The sequence below is a fragment of the Rhizobium yanglingense genome, from assembly GCF_977109285.1.
Map to the genome: position 1 here is coordinate 836,956 of NZ_CDSAWY010000004.1, position 14,745 is coordinate 851,700.

Genomic DNA, 14,745 nt, shown 5'->3' on the forward strand with positions numbered 1-14,745 from the left:
TTGAACGCCGCGGAAAAGCGGCTTCATCAACATTGTCGTCGAACGAGCGCTCGGCTCAGGCACGCGGAGAGACATCGGCGGAACCGCCACCCTTCCATTTGGTATCGACGACTTCCGTCTCCGGCCGGTCGCCGCCTTCGGCATATTCCTCATGCCATTTGCCTTTCTCGTCCTGCCAGCTGATCTCGGCGGAATCGCCGCCGACCTGCTGTTCGGCCGCAACGATGCGGGCTGCCTCCAGCGCTTCGGCATGCGACGGGAATGCTTCGGAATAGACTTCTCCCAGCCGGTAGGCCCAGCCGCCGTCATGGGGAACGACCTCGTAAACCACCTTGATCATGCACCTCTCCTCTTTTCTCGTTACCCGATCTGTCGGCAATCAGCCGAAGGTCGCCGGACTGCATCCGGTTCCATCGCGCGCGGCAAGGCGAGAATTACGAGGCACGCCGCGATTGCTTCCGGCTGACCAATATCGGCAGTATTCCATTAAATGCACAAGACTGCAAATTCGCCCCGCGGTCGCGCTGCCTGATGGGGAAGATCATCGGCTGTCGAAGAACGGAATCAGAATTTCAGGGCCGGCGGATAACCTGCCAGAGCCCGGTCGATCGTCACAAGCTGCAGTCCTTCGACTTGGCATTGGGCGAGCAGAAGGCGGTCGAAGGGACCGCCTCTGGCAGGGGATCATCGAAGTTGTCAGGCTCGCCCCCGCGCGGCTTATGCGGGACGAGATCGAAGACCGGACGGCCTTTCGCGTTACGACAATCGCGTTCCCTTCCTCGACCTCACGGGGCAAGCTCAGTCTGGCCGTTCTCGCGATTCGGATCGAGGTATTCATACATCAAATGCATGCGCAGCCACACCGTCAACGATCGAATGAAAAGGGAAAGGCCCGCCATCGCTGACGGGCCTTTCTTCAATGCTGCCAACTGCCTTACTTGCAGGCGGCGCAGAAGCGCTGGATGCGCTTGCAGGCTTCCTCGAGCAGAGCTTCCGAGGTCGCATAGGAAATGCGGAAGTTCGGGCCGAGGCCGAAGGCCGAGCCGTGCACGACGGCGACGCCTTCACTTTCGAGCAGCTCAGAAACGAAATCTTCGTCGGTCTCGATGGCCTTGCCCGAAGGCGCGGTTTTGCCGATCAGGCCGGCGCAGGACGGGTAGACGTAGAAGGCGCCCTCCGGCGACGGGCAGGTGATGCCTTTGGCCTGGTTCAGCATAGAAACCACCAGATCGCGGCGGCCTTCGAAGATCTTCTTGTTCGCCGGGATGAAATCCTGCGTCCCGTTCAGCGCCTCGACGGCGGCCCACTGGGCAATCGACGTCGCACCCGAGGTCTGCTGCCCCTGGACCATGTCCATCGCCTTGATGAGCTCAAGCGGGCCGGCCGCGTAGCCAATGCGCCAGCCAGTCATCGCATAGGCCTTGGAGACCCCGTTCATCGTCAGCGTGCGGTCATAGAGCTTCGGCTCGACTTCGACCGGCGTGACGAACTTGAAGTCGCCATAGGTCAGGTGCTCGTACATGTCGTCGGTCAGCACCCAGACATGCGGATGCTTGAGCAGCACGTCGGTCAGAGCCTTGAGTTCGGATTGCGTATAGGCGGCACCTGACGGGTTCGACGGCGAGTTGAAGACGAACCACTTGGTCTTCGGCGTGATCGCCTTGTCGAGATCCGCTGCCTGGAGCTTGAAGTTGTTTTCCTGCGTGGTCGAGACGATTGCAGGTGTGCCGCCGCAAAGCGCCACCATCTCCGGGTAGGACACCCAGTAGGGAGCCGGAATGACGACCTCATCGCCCGGATTCAGCGTCGCCATGAAGGCGTTGAACAGGATCTGCTTGCCGCCGGTGCCGACGATCGTCTGCTCCCAGGAATATTCCAGGCCGTTCTCGCGCTTGAATTTCGCGGCGATCGCCTTGCGCAGTTCCGGGATGCCGGAAACCGGCGTGTACTTCGTCTCGCCGCGATTGATCGCGTCGATGGCGGCCTTCTTGATATTGTCCGGCGTATCGAAGTCCGGCTCGCCGGCGCCGAGGCCGATCACATCGCGCCCCTTTGCTTTCAGCTCACGCGCTTTCTGGGAGACGGCGATGGTGGCTGAAGGCTTCACACGGGAAAGAGCATCGGCAAGAAAGGCCATGATATCGGTCCTATACGGTTGAAACGGGCAGAAGGCCGGGACCGGAGTTCTGCGGTTAGCTCTATGTCCAATGTGCGGCGGCATTTCAAGCGCAAAGGCGCAATGGTGCCAATGATTCTTATTGATCAATTGCCGGGCGCGGCGGCCGAAGTATGAATCACTTTGCAAAGAACTTGAATCATTGTCTGAATGAGATGCGGATTTCATCCCTGGAATCAAAAACTTCGCCGGATTCGGCCTTTGCCATGATTATGCCGCAACAAATGACACGGCATGCCGCAATTCCGTCGCGAGCCTGCCGGGATCTAAGCCTCATCTTTAGCGCTCCGCAATTGGTTGTTGAGGGTATGCCAATGTTTCTGGAGGACGAGCGAGCCGCAGCGCGGCTTCGCGCCCGCCGGGTTTCGCTTTCTTTTTTAATTGCAGCAGGCGTTGTCGCCGCTTCGACGATGATGGCATTCGGGGTCATTTCGACAGCTCGCGCCGACGGGATGCCGCAGCTGCAGAAGACCGAGCAAACAACCGGCTCCGTCGCCGCGCCGGTGCCGTCGGCAACCGAAGCGACCGCTCGGCCTGCGGCTTCGGCGAAGCCGCCGCGGATAACGACACGCGCCGACGGGCAGATCATGCGCGGGCTGACCATGCTGCTTTTCGCCCTGACCGCTGCGGGCGCACTTGCAGTATGGCGCCGGCGTATCAAGCGCCTAATGACCACGAGGACCCGGTAAACGATGTCAAGTCCCCGCAACGGAAACCGGCATCAGGATGCGTACGGGTTCGAACCGCTTCCCTCCTACCTCGAACTGGCCATGGCGACCGCGGCGGCCACAGCCCATGATGGGGCGAAGCAGCGTGAGAACGGCTTCTTTTTCTCGCGCTTTTCGACGGTCGAGCGAATGATTGCACTCGGCATCGCCGGGCTTGCCCTTTATGGCATCGCGCTGATGAGCGACGGCTTCTACATCAAGGGAAAGGCTGCCGTCGCGCAGGTCCTGCTGCAGCGCGCCTTCGCGGGACCCGAGCTGGTGGACACGACGCCGACCGCCTCGATTCAATCTCAAAACACAAAGCCGTTATCCGCGCCGCATTAAGGTTGAAGCGCTCTGCCCTCCGCTCCACGTTGAAAGCGGATGAAAGCGACGGGAAACGCCACATGACTATCGCCAGAACATTCGCCGCTTCGCTGCTTTTCGGCGCGCCGGTCTTCGCACCTGGCTTTGCCGCGGCGGCAGACAGGGTCGAGACCGAAAAGGTCGCAGTCAGCGTCGAAACCTTGGCGGAAGGGCTGGAGCATCCCTGGGCTGTGGAAGTGCTGCCTGACGGCGCCTATCTGGTGACCGAACGGCCTGGGCGGATGCGGATCGTCAGGGACGGCACGCTTTCAGATCCGATCGGAGGCGTGCCGGACGTCCGCGCCCGTGGCCAGGGCGGCTTGATGGACGTGGCACTTGCGCCCGATTTTGCGACGAGCCGCACGATCTATTTCACGGCATCGACCGCCAATCGAAGAGGCTCGGGAACCGAAGCCTTCAGCGCGACGCTTGCCACCGACGGCAGCAAACTCGAGAACGTGAAGACGATCTTCACGATGAAGCAGTTCAGCGGCGGCAGTATCCAATACGGATCGCGCATCGCCATCGCGGTCGATGGTAGTCTCTTTATCAGCATCGGCGACCGCGGCAACCGGAACCGCTCGCAGGACTGGAAGGATGATGCCGGCTCGATCGTGCATATCAATGCCGATGGCAGCATCCCTGCGGATAACCCGTTCAAGGACAGCGGAAAGGCGCTTCCGGAAATTTGGTCGAAAGGCCATCGCAACCCGCAGGGCATCACCTTCGACATTGCCGACGGCAAACTCTACACCGTCGAGCACGGCGCGCGCGGGGGCGACGAAATCAATGTCATTGAACCCGGCAAGAACTACGGCTGGCCGATCATCAGCTATGGACGCAATTACTCCGGCTCAAAGATCGGCGAAGGCAGGGCCAAGAAAGGACTGGAACAGCCGCTGCATTATTGGGATCCGTCGATCGCGCCAGGCGCGCTCGCCATCTATCGCGGCAAAATGTTTCCGGAGTGGGACGGCGACTTCCTTGTCGCAGCACTCAAATTTCAACTGCTCTCCCGCATGCAACGCGATAAAAACGGTACCTTCGTTGCAGGGGAGCAGATTTTCGAGGGTGACTACGGCCGCCTGCGGGATGTTGTCGTTGCTCCGGACGGTGCGCTCTTGATAGTCACGGACGAGGCCGATGGCGCACTGCTGCGTGTCTCGCGCTCCGACCGCCAGAACGGCTAGGCACTGCGCAGTTCCTTGCGGATCACGAAGTTCAGGCCGGACCAGACGGCATCGACGTAACGTCCACGAGACCGATCGGAAGCAGGATTTCCCGCAGCACATCCTCAGTTATCGTCGTCGGCAGGCGCACTGCCTTCTTCGGCCGGATATCCAGAGCATGCCGTCAGGCTTCAAGGCCCTCAAAAGGTGACCTGGCATGCCTTCCAGGGCAACTCGCTTGGCTTCGAAGACATGTCTGTAGTCAAAACATGTGCCGTCTTCGGGCGCATCATCAACGCGCGAGAAGCCAGCAAAGCCGCCGATCTCGCCGATGGCGTCGGGCACGCCGATCAGCAAGGCCGCCTGCCCGTCCGTCAGGCCGAGCTTTTTGGCAAGCGGAGTTCCGGAGTAACCAGCGGTCATTCTTTCGGCCATGCACGCAATCTCGGCACTCGGAACGAGCCCTTCTTCGCCCTTGCCCAAACGAAATGCAACTGGTAACCGTCCGCGATACAGCCTGCCCCACATCGAGGACTGATATGACGCGCGTCCAGGCGAACCTCCTTCTATTGCTTGCTGCCGCCATCTGGGGCGGCGGCTTCGTCGCGCAGTCGACGGCCATGAAGGCAATCGGTCCGTTCTGGTTCATAGGATTGCGTTTTGCAGTCGCGACCGTCGCCGTCCTGCCTTTCCTGTTCCTTGAAGTGCGCAAAACCAGTGTCAAGACGACGCGCCGCCATCTGGGGCGTTATATCTTGATCGGCCTTGCCCTTTTCGGCGGCGCTTCGACGCAACAGATCGGGCTTCAGACGACGACCGTGACGAACTCCAGCTTCATCACCGGGCTCTATGTTGTCTTCGTGCCGCTGATCGCAGTCGCCTTCCTGCGCCGACCGCCGCACTGGATCATCTGGCCGGCTGCCATCATGGCCGTCGCCGGTATCTACATGCTGTCCGGCGGGCATCTTTCCGCGTTGACCACGGGCGACGGCCTGACAGTCGTCTGTGCCGCGTTCTGGGCGATACAGATCACGCTCGCCGGCACCACGGTCTGCGAGACGGGAAGGCCGCTTACGCTGTCGGCAGCCCAATTCGCCGTGACGGCGGTCGCCGCGCTCTTCGTGGCCGCAATTGTCGAGCCTATCAGCATGGAGGCGATCTTGGGCGCGGCACCGGAGATCCTCTATGTCGGCGTCTTCTCTTCGGGCGTCGCTTTCGTGCTGCAGGTGATCGGCCAGCGCTACACCACGCCGTCGCAAGCCGCCATCTTCCTCTCCTCCGAAGCGCTCTTCGGCTCGGCACTCGGCGCCCTGCTGCTTGGAGAGACGATGCCGTCGCTCGGCTATGCAGGCTGTGCGCTGATGTTTATCGCTATGCTTGTGGTCGAATTGGTACCGGAAATCGGAAAAAGGCGCAGCCAGCCCGCTTGAGGTATGGTTTTTTCCCGGTTGGACGGCAATTCTGGAAAAAATTTAGCGCGCGTCCAGGACGCGCTATCATTGCATTTTTGGGAAAAACTGCTCTCAACTTATATTGCAAGCAATACAAAACCTTAATCATACGTGGACTGCGAGCGAAATTTTGCGTTTTGACGCAAATAGGATAGCCGATTTGAATGTGCTTTCGATAACACGTTAAAAAACTTTTGCTTGCCAATTCCCCTTAATCGCAGCAATCTCACGGCGTTCGGGCATTTTGCGAGCATGGGAAGTCCTTAAGTATGTGCGCGCCGGAAACGCTAATATTCCGGTCAGCCGGTCTCGCCAAGATGGGGAATAATCCCGTCATGAGACAGGCCGAGGTAGAGGGGACCTTTTTCTCGAATTTCAAGAATTGCCTGCCAACGCCCCGCAAGGGACATAGTTGATGCTGCCCGTGTGGATGGCGGGCAGAGAGAAAAGGACCTGACGCATGGCCGAGACTGGCACTGTAAAATTCTTCAATACCGACAAAGGCTTCGGATTCATCAAGCCGGACAAGGGTGGCGCCGACATCTTTGTTCACATTTCCGCCGTTCAGGCGTCCGGCCTTGCCGGCCTGACGGAAAATCAGAAGGTCAGCTTCGACACGGAGCCGGATCGTCGCGGCAAGGGCCCCAAGGCCGTCAATCTGCAGATTGCGGGCTGAGGCCTCCACAAGGCCGTCGAATTCGAGTTGAGGCCCGGCAGCTATGCCGGGTTTTGTCATTCAGCGTCCGTTCAGATAGCCGCCACTATGTTGTCATCATCACGGTGCAGGAACCGCTCACGGGGTTCCAAGAACAGGATATGATCATGAACAGGCTCGCCAAGACATTTCTTCTAACCGCTACTGCCGCAGCCCTCACCCTTTCTGTAATTGGCGAAGCATCCGCCCGTGACCGCTGGCATAGCCATCACAATGGCGACGCAGCGGTTGTCGGCGGCGCCGTCGGTCTCGCAACCGGCCTGATCGTCGGCTCGGCCATCGCCAATCAGCCGCGCTATTATGAAGAGCCGCGCTATATCGATCCGCCCTATGAGCCGGAATATGAAGCCGTGCCGGTTTACCGCGCACCGCCGCGTTACTACGCCCCTGTCCGCGCTGATATCGAGCCCTGGACGCCGCAGTGGGAGCGCTACTGCTCTTACCGCTACCGAAGCTTCGATCCGAGAAGCGGCACCTTCGTCGGCAACGACGGCCGCGAGCACTTCTGCACCGCAGGCTGATCCGCGGACCATTTCAAACGCAAAGCGCCGCTTATCGGGCGGCGCTTTTGTTTTGGTCGTCTGTCGAGATCAGATACCCCTGAGGAACGGGTTACCGCGTCGCTCGTCGCCGATGCGGCTGCCAGGGCCATGCCCGCAGATGAAGCCGACATCATCTCCGAGGGGCAGTACCTTGTCGCGAATCGAACCCAGCAGCTGCTGGTGATTGCCACCCGGCAAATCGGTTCGGCCGATCGAGCCGTTGAAGAGTACGTCGCCGAGATGGGCGAAGTTCTGAGCGCGATTGAAATAGATGACGTGGCCGGGCGCGTGGCCGGGTGTGTGATAGACTTCAAACTCGTGGCTACCGAAGGAAATCCTGTCGCCATCCTTCAGCCAGCGGTCCGGCACGACGTTGTGAAGACCGGTGATGCCGTATTGCCGCGCCTGCATCTCGATCCGGTCCAGCAATGGCCGATCGTCCTCGTGCGGACCGATGATTTCCACGCCGAGCGCTTCCTTCAGTTCTTTCGCGCCACCCGCGTGGTCGAGATGCCCGTGCGTCAGCCAGATCTCTTTGATGGTCAGGCTGTTCTCCCTAAGCGCTTTGAGAATGACCGGCACATCGCCGCCCGGATCGACGACTACGCCCTCCTTCGTGTCCGGATCGAAGAGAACCGTGCAGTTCTGCTGGAAGGGTGTCACCGGAATGATGCCGGCCTGGAGCATGCCCATGATATGCCTCGCTTGTCTCTGCCTGCTTCCGATATAGCCGGAAAGGTCATCAAAGCCAGCCGCTTTTTGGTGGGCATTGCCCTTGCCTCACGCCTTCAAGACGCATCGTAACAACAGTTCATCGCTTCTGAAATGTTCGGGCGCTATCGATCTTTATCATTAAATTTCAATACGTTGCGATTCTAAGATGAATCCAGATTTCAGCCCGCGCGGTCAAGCGGCGGAACTAGATGGTGAACGAAGCGTTTCATTCCAGCTAAAGCAAGGAGAAACAGAATGACCTTCACGAGAAATCTTTTCCTGGCAGGTGCCGTGCTCGCCGCGAGCGCTGGCCTTGCCCATGCGGAAATGAGCGCGACGGCCATCAACGACCTCAACGTGCGTTCCGGGCCTGGCCCGCAATATCCCTCCGTCGGCGTCGCAACGCGCGGCTCTGCGGCCATCTTGGATGGCTGCATCCAGGGCAGCCGCTGGTGCCGCGTCGATGTTAACGGCATGCGCGGCTGGGTCTATGCTGAATACCTGCAGGTCGAGCACCAAGGCAACGCGATGATCGTCGAAGAGAACGAGGCCGTTCTTGGCGTCCCGTCTGTGACTTATGAGTTGACCGCAACCGTCGTGCCCGCCGATCCGCAGCCCGCGCCCGGCGATGAACTGCTTGGCCCTGTCGGCTCCGTGGAAGCGATAACGCCACCGGAGACGGTCCGCACCTATATCGAAACCACGCCGACGCAGACGGTTCAGTTGGGCGGCGATGTCGTCGTGGGTGCCGAGGTTCCGGATACCGTGACCTTCCAGGAGATTCCCGACTACGAATACCGCTATGTGCGCATCAATGACCGGCCTGTGCTCGTCGATCCCGGCACCCGCCGCATCGTCTATGTCTATCAATAAGCGTGCAGTGTGAGGCGGTCGTTGGATCGCCTCATTCCGTTAGAGTTGCCCGCAGCTTTCTTCCGTACCGAACCTCGCACATGGGTTGCTTTTGGCGCCCCTTCCCTCCTCGACATGATACAATCGCAATCGGTCGCAGGAGCGGCGCGGGGCGGTTACTCGGCCGCGATAGACGCCCCCGGATAAACCTCCTTCATGTAGTCGTTCATCAGCGTCTCGGAGATCGTCGCCGGCGTGAACTTATAAGGTCCGATCTCGGAGACCGGCGTCACTTCCGCAGCGGAGCCCGTCAAGAAGCATTCGCTGAAGCCCGAAAGCTCTTCCGGCTGGATTGCCCGCTCGACGACCGGATAGCCGCGGCGCTTGGCGAGTTCGATCACCGTCTGGCGCGTAATGCCGTTAAGGAAGCAGTCGGGAAGCGGCGTATGGATGACGCCGTCCTTGACGAAGAAGATGTTGGCGCCCGTCGCTTCGGCGACCTGGCCGCGGTAATCGAGCATCATCGCATCCGCATAGCCCTTGGCCTCCGCGGCATGCTTGGAGATGGTGCAGATCATGTAGAGGCCGGCGGCCTTCGACGAAGACGGCGCCGTCTTCGGGTCGGGGCGGCGATATTCGGCGATATCGAGGCGGATACCCTTAAGCTTTTCGGCGGGATTGAAGTAGCTGCCCCACTGCCAGATGGCGATCGCGACATTGATGCGGTTCGACTGCGCCGAAATCCCCATCATTTCGCTACCGCGCCAGGCGATCGGGCGCACATAGGCCTCGGAAAAACCTTGGCGCTTCAGCAGTTCGATAGTTGCCGCATCGAGTTCCTCGACCGAGTAAGGCACCTTGAATCCAAGGATTTCAGCTGAGTTGTGAAGACGCTGATTATGCTCCGTCAGCTTGAAAACGCGGCCGCCATAGGCGCGCTCGCCCTCGAAGACCGCGCTGGCATAATGCAGACCATGCGTCAGCACGTGAACCTTCGCGTCCTTCCACGGCACGAATTCGCCGTTGAACCAGATTTCGCCATCCAGCTGGTCGAAGGGAACTGAAGCCATTCTCTTATCCTCCGGCGCCCGCACGCCATGCCTGTTGATTGTTGCCCATATTACGTTTTATCCACTACGCAGTGGGGAAAAATATGCGTTGTATGGGGAGGAAAGACGGGCCGGTTTCGAATGAACGTCCCGCCTCCGCAAAGTCCGGGGAAGCTAACAGCGGCGTAAAATTGTGTCAACAAAGCTGACATATCTTTGCTAAAGTTTCCCGGGGCCCGCAGAACGAGAAAGGAAATGACGTGGCGGCACGACAGACCAGCTCGAAAGTAACCAAAGCCGAACCATTGGCCGCACCGATGGAAGACACCGGCATCATCGATTTCGAGATCATCGAGCTCTTCTTTTTCGCCTATCGCGATTTCGTCTCTGATCCTGATGCGATCCTCGAAAAGAGCGGGTTCGGCCGGGCTCATCATCGGGTAGTGCATTTCGTTAACCGTGAACCGGGCATGACCGTTGCCGATCTTTTGGATACATTGAAAATTACCAAACAGAGCCTCGCTCGAGTGCTCAAACAACTGATCGATTCGGGGTATATTCGTCAGGTTGCGGGGCCTGAAGACCGGCGCCAGCGTAAGCTTTATCCGACCAAGACCGGGCGCGAACTCGCGCTCGCTCTGGCGGAGCCGCAATCGCGCCGCATTGAGAGAGCATTCGACGGTGCCGCTCCGGGACGTGCGCGAAAGCGTAAAGGCATTTCTGAGGGGTATGAGGGACAGGCAAACAACGAAAGCGGATTGAATGGCGGGGAAGACAATCATTTCTGATGACGCGGCGCATCTACTGGTGGTCGATGACGACACCCGAATCCGCGCTCTTTTGAACCGTTACCTGACGGAGAACGGCTTCCGGGTGACCGTGGCTGCCGATGGTGCCGAGGCGCAACGCAAGCTCGCCGGGCTCGACTTCGATCTCATCATCATGGATGTGATGATGCCGGGCGAATCCGGCATCGACGTGACGCGCGGCCTGCGCGCCATTAAGAACGTGCCGATCATCATGCTCACAGCGCTTGCGGAATCCGACAATCGCATTGCGGGCCTTGAAGCCGGCGCCGACGATTATCTCTCGAAGCCTTTCGATCCGCGCGAACTGGTGCTGCGCGTCAATAATATCCTGCGCCGCAACACCTCGGACGCGCCGAAGATCGAGCAGATCATGTTCGGCCCATACACTTTCTCGCTCACCCGAAAGGAATTGAAGAAGGCGACGGAAGTGATCCGCCTCACCGACCGCGAGCAGGAAATCATGCTGCTTTTTGCCAAGCGCGCTGGCGACACCATTCCGCGGCACGAGCTCATCGGCAACGACGTCGACGTCGGCGAGCGCACGATCGACGTGCAGATCAATCGCCTCCGCCGCAAGATCGAGGACGACCCTGCAAATCCTGTCTGGCTCCAGACGGTTCGTGGTATAGGATACAGGCTGAGCATCGATTGATGGCCTCAACGTCAGGATCGCGACCGTGATGGTAACTTTCGACTCCCTGCGCCGCGAAGAACGATCGCCAGCCTCCGGATGGAAAGGGGTCGGCCGCTGGCTGCGCCGCCACCTGCCGACCGGTCTCTACGTCCGTTCGCTGCTGATCATTATCATTCCCATGGTGCTGCTGCAGTCCGTCGTCGCCGCGGTCTTCATGGAGCGTCACTGGCAGATGGTGACGCAACGCTTGTCGATGGCCGTCACCCGCGATATTGCGGCGATCATCCAGATCATCGAAACCTATCCGCAGGATACGGACTATAGCGAGGCAACGCGCATCGCCCGCGAGCAGTTGAACCTGCAGATTTCGATCGAGCCTGACGGAGATCTGCCGCCGCCGCGCGAAAAGCCGTTCTTCTCCATCCTCGACGGCATCCTGAGCGATGAGATCAGCGACCAGATCAAACGACCCTTCTGGATCGACACGGTGGGAGATTCGAGCCTCGTCGAAATCCGTATAAAGCTCGACGACAAGATTCTGCGCGTTTTGACCAAGCGCAACCAGACCTATGCGTCGAACACGCACATTTTCATCGTCTGGATGGTCGGCGCTTCTCTCGTGCTCATCGGCGTGTCGATCCTCTTTCTGCGCGGTCAGATTCGGCCGATCCTGACGCTCGCGCAAGCCGCCGAAAGCTTCGGCAAGGGACACAAACACGATGACTTCTATCCGCGCGGCGCCGACGAGGTCAGGCGCGCGGGTCTTGCCTTCATCCTGATGCGCGAACGCATCGAACGGCAGATCGAACAGCGAACAGCAATGCTGACCGGCGTCAGTCACGACCTACGCACGGTGCTCACGCGCTTCAAGCTGCAGCTTGCCCTTGCCGGCAATAGCCCGGAACTGCAAGGACTGAATGAGGACGTCAACGACATGCAGTCGATGCTCGAAGCCTACATGGCCTTTGCGCGCAGCGAGATCGAGGAGGATGTCGGAGAACTGAAGCTTACCGAACTGCTCGGAAAGATCGCAACGGACTTTGCTCTGCACGAAAAGCACTTCACCTATTCGATCGAAGGCGAAGTCAAGATTTCGGTCCGGCCGAACGCATTTACGCGCCTGGTGACCAACCTCGCATCCAACGCCCGCCGCTATGCGAATACGCTGAACATCGAAGCGAAGCACGGCGCAAAATGGCTGACGCTGAATTTCGACGACGATGGCCCCGGCATTCCCGAAAAGAACCGCGAGGATGTCTTCAAGCCCTTCTTCCGTCTGGATGAAGCACGCAATCTGGACGATTCCGGCACCGGGCTCGGCCTTGCGATCGCGCGCGATATCGCCCGCAGCCATGGCGGCAATGTCACGCTCGGCGACAGCCCGCTCGGCGGTCTCCGCGCCACCATCCGCATCCCCGCGTGAATTCCAGATGGCAATCGACGGGAAAGAAATGACCTGGCTCAATCCTCCGCCCTTGGCGGAGCTTCACGAGGGTGCATTGCATGTCCGATCGGGCGACAAGACGGACTTCTGGCAAGGTACCTATTACGGGTTCCACCGTGACGACGGCCATTTTCTCTATCGCCGGCGCAAGGGCGATTTCACGGCGGAAGTGACATTTTCCGGACGCTATCAAGAGCTGTACGACCAGGCCGGCCTGATGGTCCGAGCAGGTTCAGCGCACTGGATGAAATGCGGAATCGAATATACCGACGGGGCAAAGCACTTCAGCACCGTCGTGACCAATAGCAATTCCGATTGGTCAGCCTTTCGCATCGAGCACGAATTCGAGCTGCTCTTCCTGCGCGTGACCCGCAACAAGGACGCAATTTTCATTCAGTACCGGACCGACCGGATCAGCGAATGGCGCATGGCGCGCCTCGCCTGGTTCGATCCGTCGATTGAGGAGGTTATGGTTGGCCCGGCATTCTGCTCGCCGCAGCGCTCTGGCTTCGAAGCCATCTTTCATGATTTCACGCTGACTGATCCGGTCTCGCGCGACATTCACTGATCACATCAGCACGATACGTTTTTTAACATCTTCCCCACCCGAAAGGACGAGGATTTTCAGGGGCGGCTCAGGTCGCCCTTTCGCGTTCTCGGGAGACGGGTTTAACCGCCTTCGATGGCCGTGTTCCGGCCGCAAGGATGTTGACCGCCGCGTTAACCTCGGCATGGTCTGCCTGTCCGCAGGAGAGGCAGACGACCTTTGGGATGACCGACGCCATCCAAAAGCCCGCCGTTTTCGATCGCTGCAACGACTGTTCAAAGCATGTTCGGCGACCGGGCGAGCCTTCAGCTGATTGTTTTTTCTCAACGCTCCAAGTCGCTTTGGTCATGCCCGTATTGTATAGATAACATCTGGCATGCCAAATGAACCGAAGCTCGGATTACATCAGCTTCCTGCCGTTCAACACCGGCTTGTCGGTTGCAGCAAGAACGATCGCACCCGCTTCGTCTTCGAAGCCGAGCGTCAGCACTTCCGAGCGGAACGATCCGATCTGGCGCGGCGGGAAATTTACCACCCCGAGAACCTGGCGGCCGACGAGGTTTTCCAGCGTGTAGTGAACAGTGATCTGCGCCGAGGATTTCTTGACGCCGATTTCCGAGCCGAAATCGATCAGCAGCTTGACGGCCGGCTTTCGGGCTTCCGGAAAGGGCTGGGCCTCGATGATCGTGCCAGCACGAATGTCCACACGCTCGAAATCGGCGTAGGTGATTTCTTCAGCCATCGCGCATCCTCAACCGGCAAGCTCTTCGGCACGCGCGCGCGCAGCCGCAAGAGCCTCGTCGAACAGCGGCTGCATGCCCTTTTCTGACATAAGCACTGAAAGGGCCGCAGCCGTCGTGCCGCCCGGCGACGTTACGTTCTGGCGAAGCTTCGAGGCATCGTCGGGGGACTGGTGTAGGAGTTCACCAGCCCCCGCGACAGTTTCCCGTGCAAGGCGCATGGCAAGGTCCGCCGGCAGGCCAAGTTTACGGCCTGCTTCTGCCATACACTCGACGAGATAGAACACATAGGCCGGGCCGCTGCCTGATAATGCCGTCACGGCATCGATATCCAATTCAGCCGAAACCCACTCGACAGGACCCGAGACGCGAAGAAGCGAATGAACGCGATCGCGCTGCCCAGCGCTGACGCGCGAATTGGCGAAGGCACCGGTGACACCGCGGCCGATCATGGCGGGCGTATTTGGCATGGCGCGGACCATGGCGGCTTCGCCGAGATGCTTTTCGAGGAAAGCCAGCGTCTTGCCGGCAGCCACCGAAACGACCACCGTCTTGGATCCGACGGCGCTTTTCACCGGTGGCAGGACTGTTTCCATCACCTGCGGCTTCACTGCGAGGAAGATGACATCCGCTTTCAGGCCGGCGGGAACGGTTGAGGCATGCGTCGCGCCCGCATCGCCGATCACCTTCATCATCGCAGGCGACGGACCCGGATCGATCACGACAACGGAGGATCCCGGAACTCCGTTCTTCAGCCAGCCGGAGAGCATCGCACCGCCCATATTGCCGGCGCCGACGAGAACGACTGTATCGGAAGACGATGGTGACAT

General features: G+C 59.6%; 16 protein-coding genes and 3 pseudogenes. 11 read left to right on the top strand and 8 right to left on the bottom strand.

The annotated features are described in order from the left end of the window. Window positions 1–55: 55 nt before the first annotated feature. The 3 genes and pseudogenes from ACW4PC_RS09145 to ACW4PC_RS09155 form a co-directional block, all read right to left on the bottom strand. Complete coding sequence (locus tag ACW4PC_RS09145; RefSeq protein WP_022714246.1) at window positions 56–340, bottom strand: DUF2188 domain-containing protein; 285 nt, start codon at window positions 338–340, stop codon at window positions 56–58. 224 nt (window positions 341–564) lie between these two features. Continuing rightward, a pseudogene (locus ACW4PC_RS09150) lies at window positions 565–681 on the bottom strand (PIN domain nuclease); the annotation flags it as partial. Between the two features lie 253 nt (window positions 682–934). Next, entirely contained in the window at window positions 935–2,137 is a 1,203-nt protein-coding gene (locus tag ACW4PC_RS09155; protein WP_455873547.1) for a pyridoxal phosphate-dependent aminotransferase, read from the bottom strand. A 353-nt stretch (window positions 2,138–2,490) separates the two neighbouring features. On the opposite strand from ACW4PC_RS09155, the gene ACW4PC_RS09160 reads away from it, so the two are divergent. The 3 genes from ACW4PC_RS09160 (at window position 2,491) to ACW4PC_RS09170 (ending at window position 4,439) form a co-directional block, all read left to right on the top strand. After that, window positions 2,491–2,865, top strand: coding sequence for a hypothetical protein (locus ACW4PC_RS09160; RefSeq protein ID WP_455873548.1), 375 nt, complete (start codon window positions 2,491–2,493; stop codon window positions 2,863–2,865). A 3-nt stretch (window positions 2,866–2,868) separates the two neighbouring features. After that, window positions 2,869–3,228 carry a hypothetical protein gene (locus tag ACW4PC_RS09165; RefSeq protein WP_455873549.1) on the top strand — a complete coding sequence of 120 codons (360 nt, stop codon included), beginning with the start codon at window positions 2,869–2,871 and terminating at the stop codon, window positions 3,226–3,228. A gap of 62 nt (window positions 3,229–3,290) precedes the next feature. After that, on the top strand, window positions 3,291–4,439 hold the full coding sequence (locus ACW4PC_RS09170; RefSeq protein ID WP_455873550.1) for a PQQ-dependent sugar dehydrogenase: 1,149 nt from the start codon (window positions 3,291–3,293) through the stop codon (window positions 4,437–4,439). Here the strand turns inward: ACW4PC_RS09170 and ACW4PC_RS09175 are convergent. After that, window positions 4,436–4,853 (bottom strand): annotated as a pseudogene (locus ACW4PC_RS09175) (DUF3052 domain-containing protein). The gene ACW4PC_RS09170 and the pseudogene ACW4PC_RS09175 sit on opposite strands and share 4 nt — an antisense overlap. A gap of 104 nt (window positions 4,854–4,957) precedes the next feature. On the opposite strand from ACW4PC_RS09175, the gene ACW4PC_RS09180 reads away from it, so the two are divergent. The 3 genes from ACW4PC_RS09180 (at window position 4,958) to ACW4PC_RS09190 (ending at window position 7,105) form a co-directional block, all read left to right on the top strand. Next, the gene (locus ACW4PC_RS09180; RefSeq protein ID WP_455873551.1) at window positions 4,958–5,848 is read left to right on the top strand and encodes a DMT family transporter; all 891 of its coding nucleotides are present in this window, start codon (window positions 4,958–4,960) and stop codon (window positions 5,846–5,848) included. Between the two features lie 481 nt (window positions 5,849–6,329). Further along, the gene (locus ACW4PC_RS09185) at window positions 6,330–6,545 is read left to right on the top strand and encodes a cold-shock protein (protein WP_007534130.1); all 216 of its coding nucleotides are present in this window, start codon (window positions 6,330–6,332) and stop codon (window positions 6,543–6,545) included. A 146-nt stretch (window positions 6,546–6,691) separates the two neighbouring features. Continuing rightward, window positions 6,692–7,105, top strand: coding sequence for a BA14K family protein (locus ACW4PC_RS09190; protein ID WP_455873552.1), 414 nt, complete (start codon window positions 6,692–6,694; stop codon window positions 7,103–7,105). Window positions 7,106–7,174: 69 nt separating this feature from the next. Here ACW4PC_RS09190 and ACW4PC_RS09195 read toward each other — a convergent pair whose 3' ends face one another. After that, window positions 7,175–7,819 (bottom strand): MBL fold metallo-hydrolase, encoded by a 645-nt coding sequence (locus ACW4PC_RS09195; RefSeq protein WP_455873553.1) that lies wholly within the window; start codon window positions 7,817–7,819, stop codon window positions 7,175–7,177. Window positions 7,820–8,095: 276 nt separating this feature from the next. On the opposite strand from ACW4PC_RS09195, the gene ACW4PC_RS09200 reads away from it, so the two are divergent. Continuing rightward, entirely contained in the window at window positions 8,096–8,713 is a 618-nt protein-coding gene (locus ACW4PC_RS09200) for a DUF1236 domain-containing protein (RefSeq protein WP_455873554.1), read from the top strand. Between the two features lie 155 nt (window positions 8,714–8,868). Here the strand turns inward: ACW4PC_RS09200 and ACW4PC_RS09205 are convergent, their stop codons facing one another. Beyond that, window positions 8,869–9,762 (bottom strand): branched-chain amino acid aminotransferase, encoded by an 894-nt coding sequence (locus tag ACW4PC_RS09205; RefSeq protein WP_455873555.1) that lies wholly within the window; start codon window positions 9,760–9,762, stop codon window positions 8,869–8,871. Between the two features lie 296 nt (window positions 9,763–10,058). On the opposite strand from ACW4PC_RS09205, the pseudogene ACW4PC_RS09210 reads away from it, so the two are divergent. The 4 genes and pseudogenes from ACW4PC_RS09210 (at window position 10,059) to ACW4PC_RS09225 (ending at window position 13,196) form a co-directional block, all read left to right on the top strand. Further along, window positions 10,059–10,503: pseudogene (locus ACW4PC_RS09210) on the top strand (MarR family winged helix-turn-helix transcriptional regulator). Then, a complete protein-coding gene (locus ACW4PC_RS09215; RefSeq protein WP_455873556.1) occupies window positions 10,504–11,202 on the top strand; it encodes a response regulator in 699 nt (232 codons plus the stop codon). 28 nt (window positions 11,203–11,230) lie between these two features. Next, window positions 11,231–12,607, top strand: a complete 1,377-nt coding sequence (locus tag ACW4PC_RS09220) for an ATP-binding protein (protein ID WP_455873653.1) — start codon at window positions 11,231–11,233, stop codon at window positions 12,605–12,607. A gap of 7 nt (window positions 12,608–12,614) precedes the next feature. After that, window positions 12,615–13,196 carry a DUF1349 domain-containing protein gene (locus tag ACW4PC_RS09225; RefSeq protein WP_455873557.1) on the top strand — a complete coding sequence of 194 codons (582 nt, stop codon included), beginning with the start codon at window positions 12,615–12,617 and terminating at the stop codon, window positions 13,194–13,196. A gap of 379 nt (window positions 13,197–13,575) precedes the next feature. Here the strand turns inward: ACW4PC_RS09225 and ACW4PC_RS09230 are convergent, their stop codons facing one another. Then, on the bottom strand, window positions 13,576–13,917 hold the full coding sequence (locus ACW4PC_RS09230) for a tRNA-binding protein (RefSeq protein ID WP_455873558.1): 342 nt from the start codon (window positions 13,915–13,917) through the stop codon (window positions 13,576–13,578). Between the two features lie 9 nt (window positions 13,918–13,926). Beyond that, on the bottom strand, window positions 13,927–14,745 hold the full coding sequence (proC, locus tag ACW4PC_RS09235) for a pyrroline-5-carboxylate reductase (protein ID WP_455873559.1): 819 nt from the start codon (window positions 14,743–14,745) through the stop codon (window positions 13,927–13,929).

What these genes read in the sequence shown, in the direction of transcription:
- ACW4PC_RS09145 (WP_022714246.1), bottom strand. Translation starts at nt 340, where the DNA reads ATGATCAAGGTGGTTTACGAGGTCGTTCCCCATGACGGCGGCTGGGCC.
- ACW4PC_RS09155 (WP_455873547.1), bottom strand. Translation starts at nt 2,137, where the DNA reads ATGGCCTTTCTTGCCGATGCTCTTTCCCGTGTGAAGCCTTCAGCCACC.
- ACW4PC_RS09160 (WP_455873548.1), top strand. Translation starts at nt 2,491, where the DNA reads ATGTTTCTGGAGGACGAGCGAGCCGCAGCGCGGCTTCGCGCCCGCCGG.
- ACW4PC_RS09165 (WP_455873549.1), top strand. Translation starts at nt 2,869, where the DNA reads ATGTCAAGTCCCCGCAACGGAAACCGGCATCAGGATGCGTACGGGTTC.
- ACW4PC_RS09170 (WP_455873550.1), top strand. Translation starts at nt 3,291, where the DNA reads ATGACTATCGCCAGAACATTCGCCGCTTCGCTGCTTTTCGGCGCGCCG.
- ACW4PC_RS09180 (WP_455873551.1), top strand. Translation starts at nt 4,958, where the DNA reads ATGACGCGCGTCCAGGCGAACCTCCTTCTATTGCTTGCTGCCGCCATC.
- ACW4PC_RS09185 (WP_007534130.1), top strand. Translation starts at nt 6,330, where the DNA reads ATGGCCGAGACTGGCACTGTAAAATTCTTCAATACCGACAAAGGCTTC.
- ACW4PC_RS09190 (WP_455873552.1), top strand. Translation starts at nt 6,692, where the DNA reads ATGAACAGGCTCGCCAAGACATTTCTTCTAACCGCTACTGCCGCAGCC.
- ACW4PC_RS09195 (WP_455873553.1), bottom strand. Translation starts at nt 7,819, where the DNA reads ATGGGCATGCTCCAGGCCGGCATCATTCCGGTGACACCCTTCCAGCAG.
- ACW4PC_RS09200 (WP_455873554.1), top strand. Translation starts at nt 8,096, where the DNA reads ATGACCTTCACGAGAAATCTTTTCCTGGCAGGTGCCGTGCTCGCCGCG.
- ACW4PC_RS09205 (WP_455873555.1), bottom strand. Translation starts at nt 9,762, where the DNA reads ATGGCTTCAGTTCCCTTCGACCAGCTGGATGGCGAAATCTGGTTCAAC.
- ACW4PC_RS09215 (WP_455873556.1), top strand. Translation starts at nt 10,504, where the DNA reads ATGGCGGGGAAGACAATCATTTCTGATGACGCGGCGCATCTACTGGTG.
- ACW4PC_RS09220 (WP_455873653.1), top strand. Translation starts at nt 11,231, where the DNA reads ATGGTAACTTTCGACTCCCTGCGCCGCGAAGAACGATCGCCAGCCTCC.
- ACW4PC_RS09225 (WP_455873557.1), top strand. Translation starts at nt 12,615, where the DNA reads ATGGCAATCGACGGGAAAGAAATGACCTGGCTCAATCCTCCGCCCTTG.
- ACW4PC_RS09230 (WP_455873558.1), bottom strand. Translation starts at nt 13,917, where the DNA reads ATGGCTGAAGAAATCACCTACGCCGATTTCGAGCGTGTGGACATTCGT.
- proC (WP_455873559.1), bottom strand. Translation starts at nt 14,745, where the DNA reads ATGTCACCATCGTCTTCCGATACAGTCGTTCTCGTCGGCGCCGGCAAT.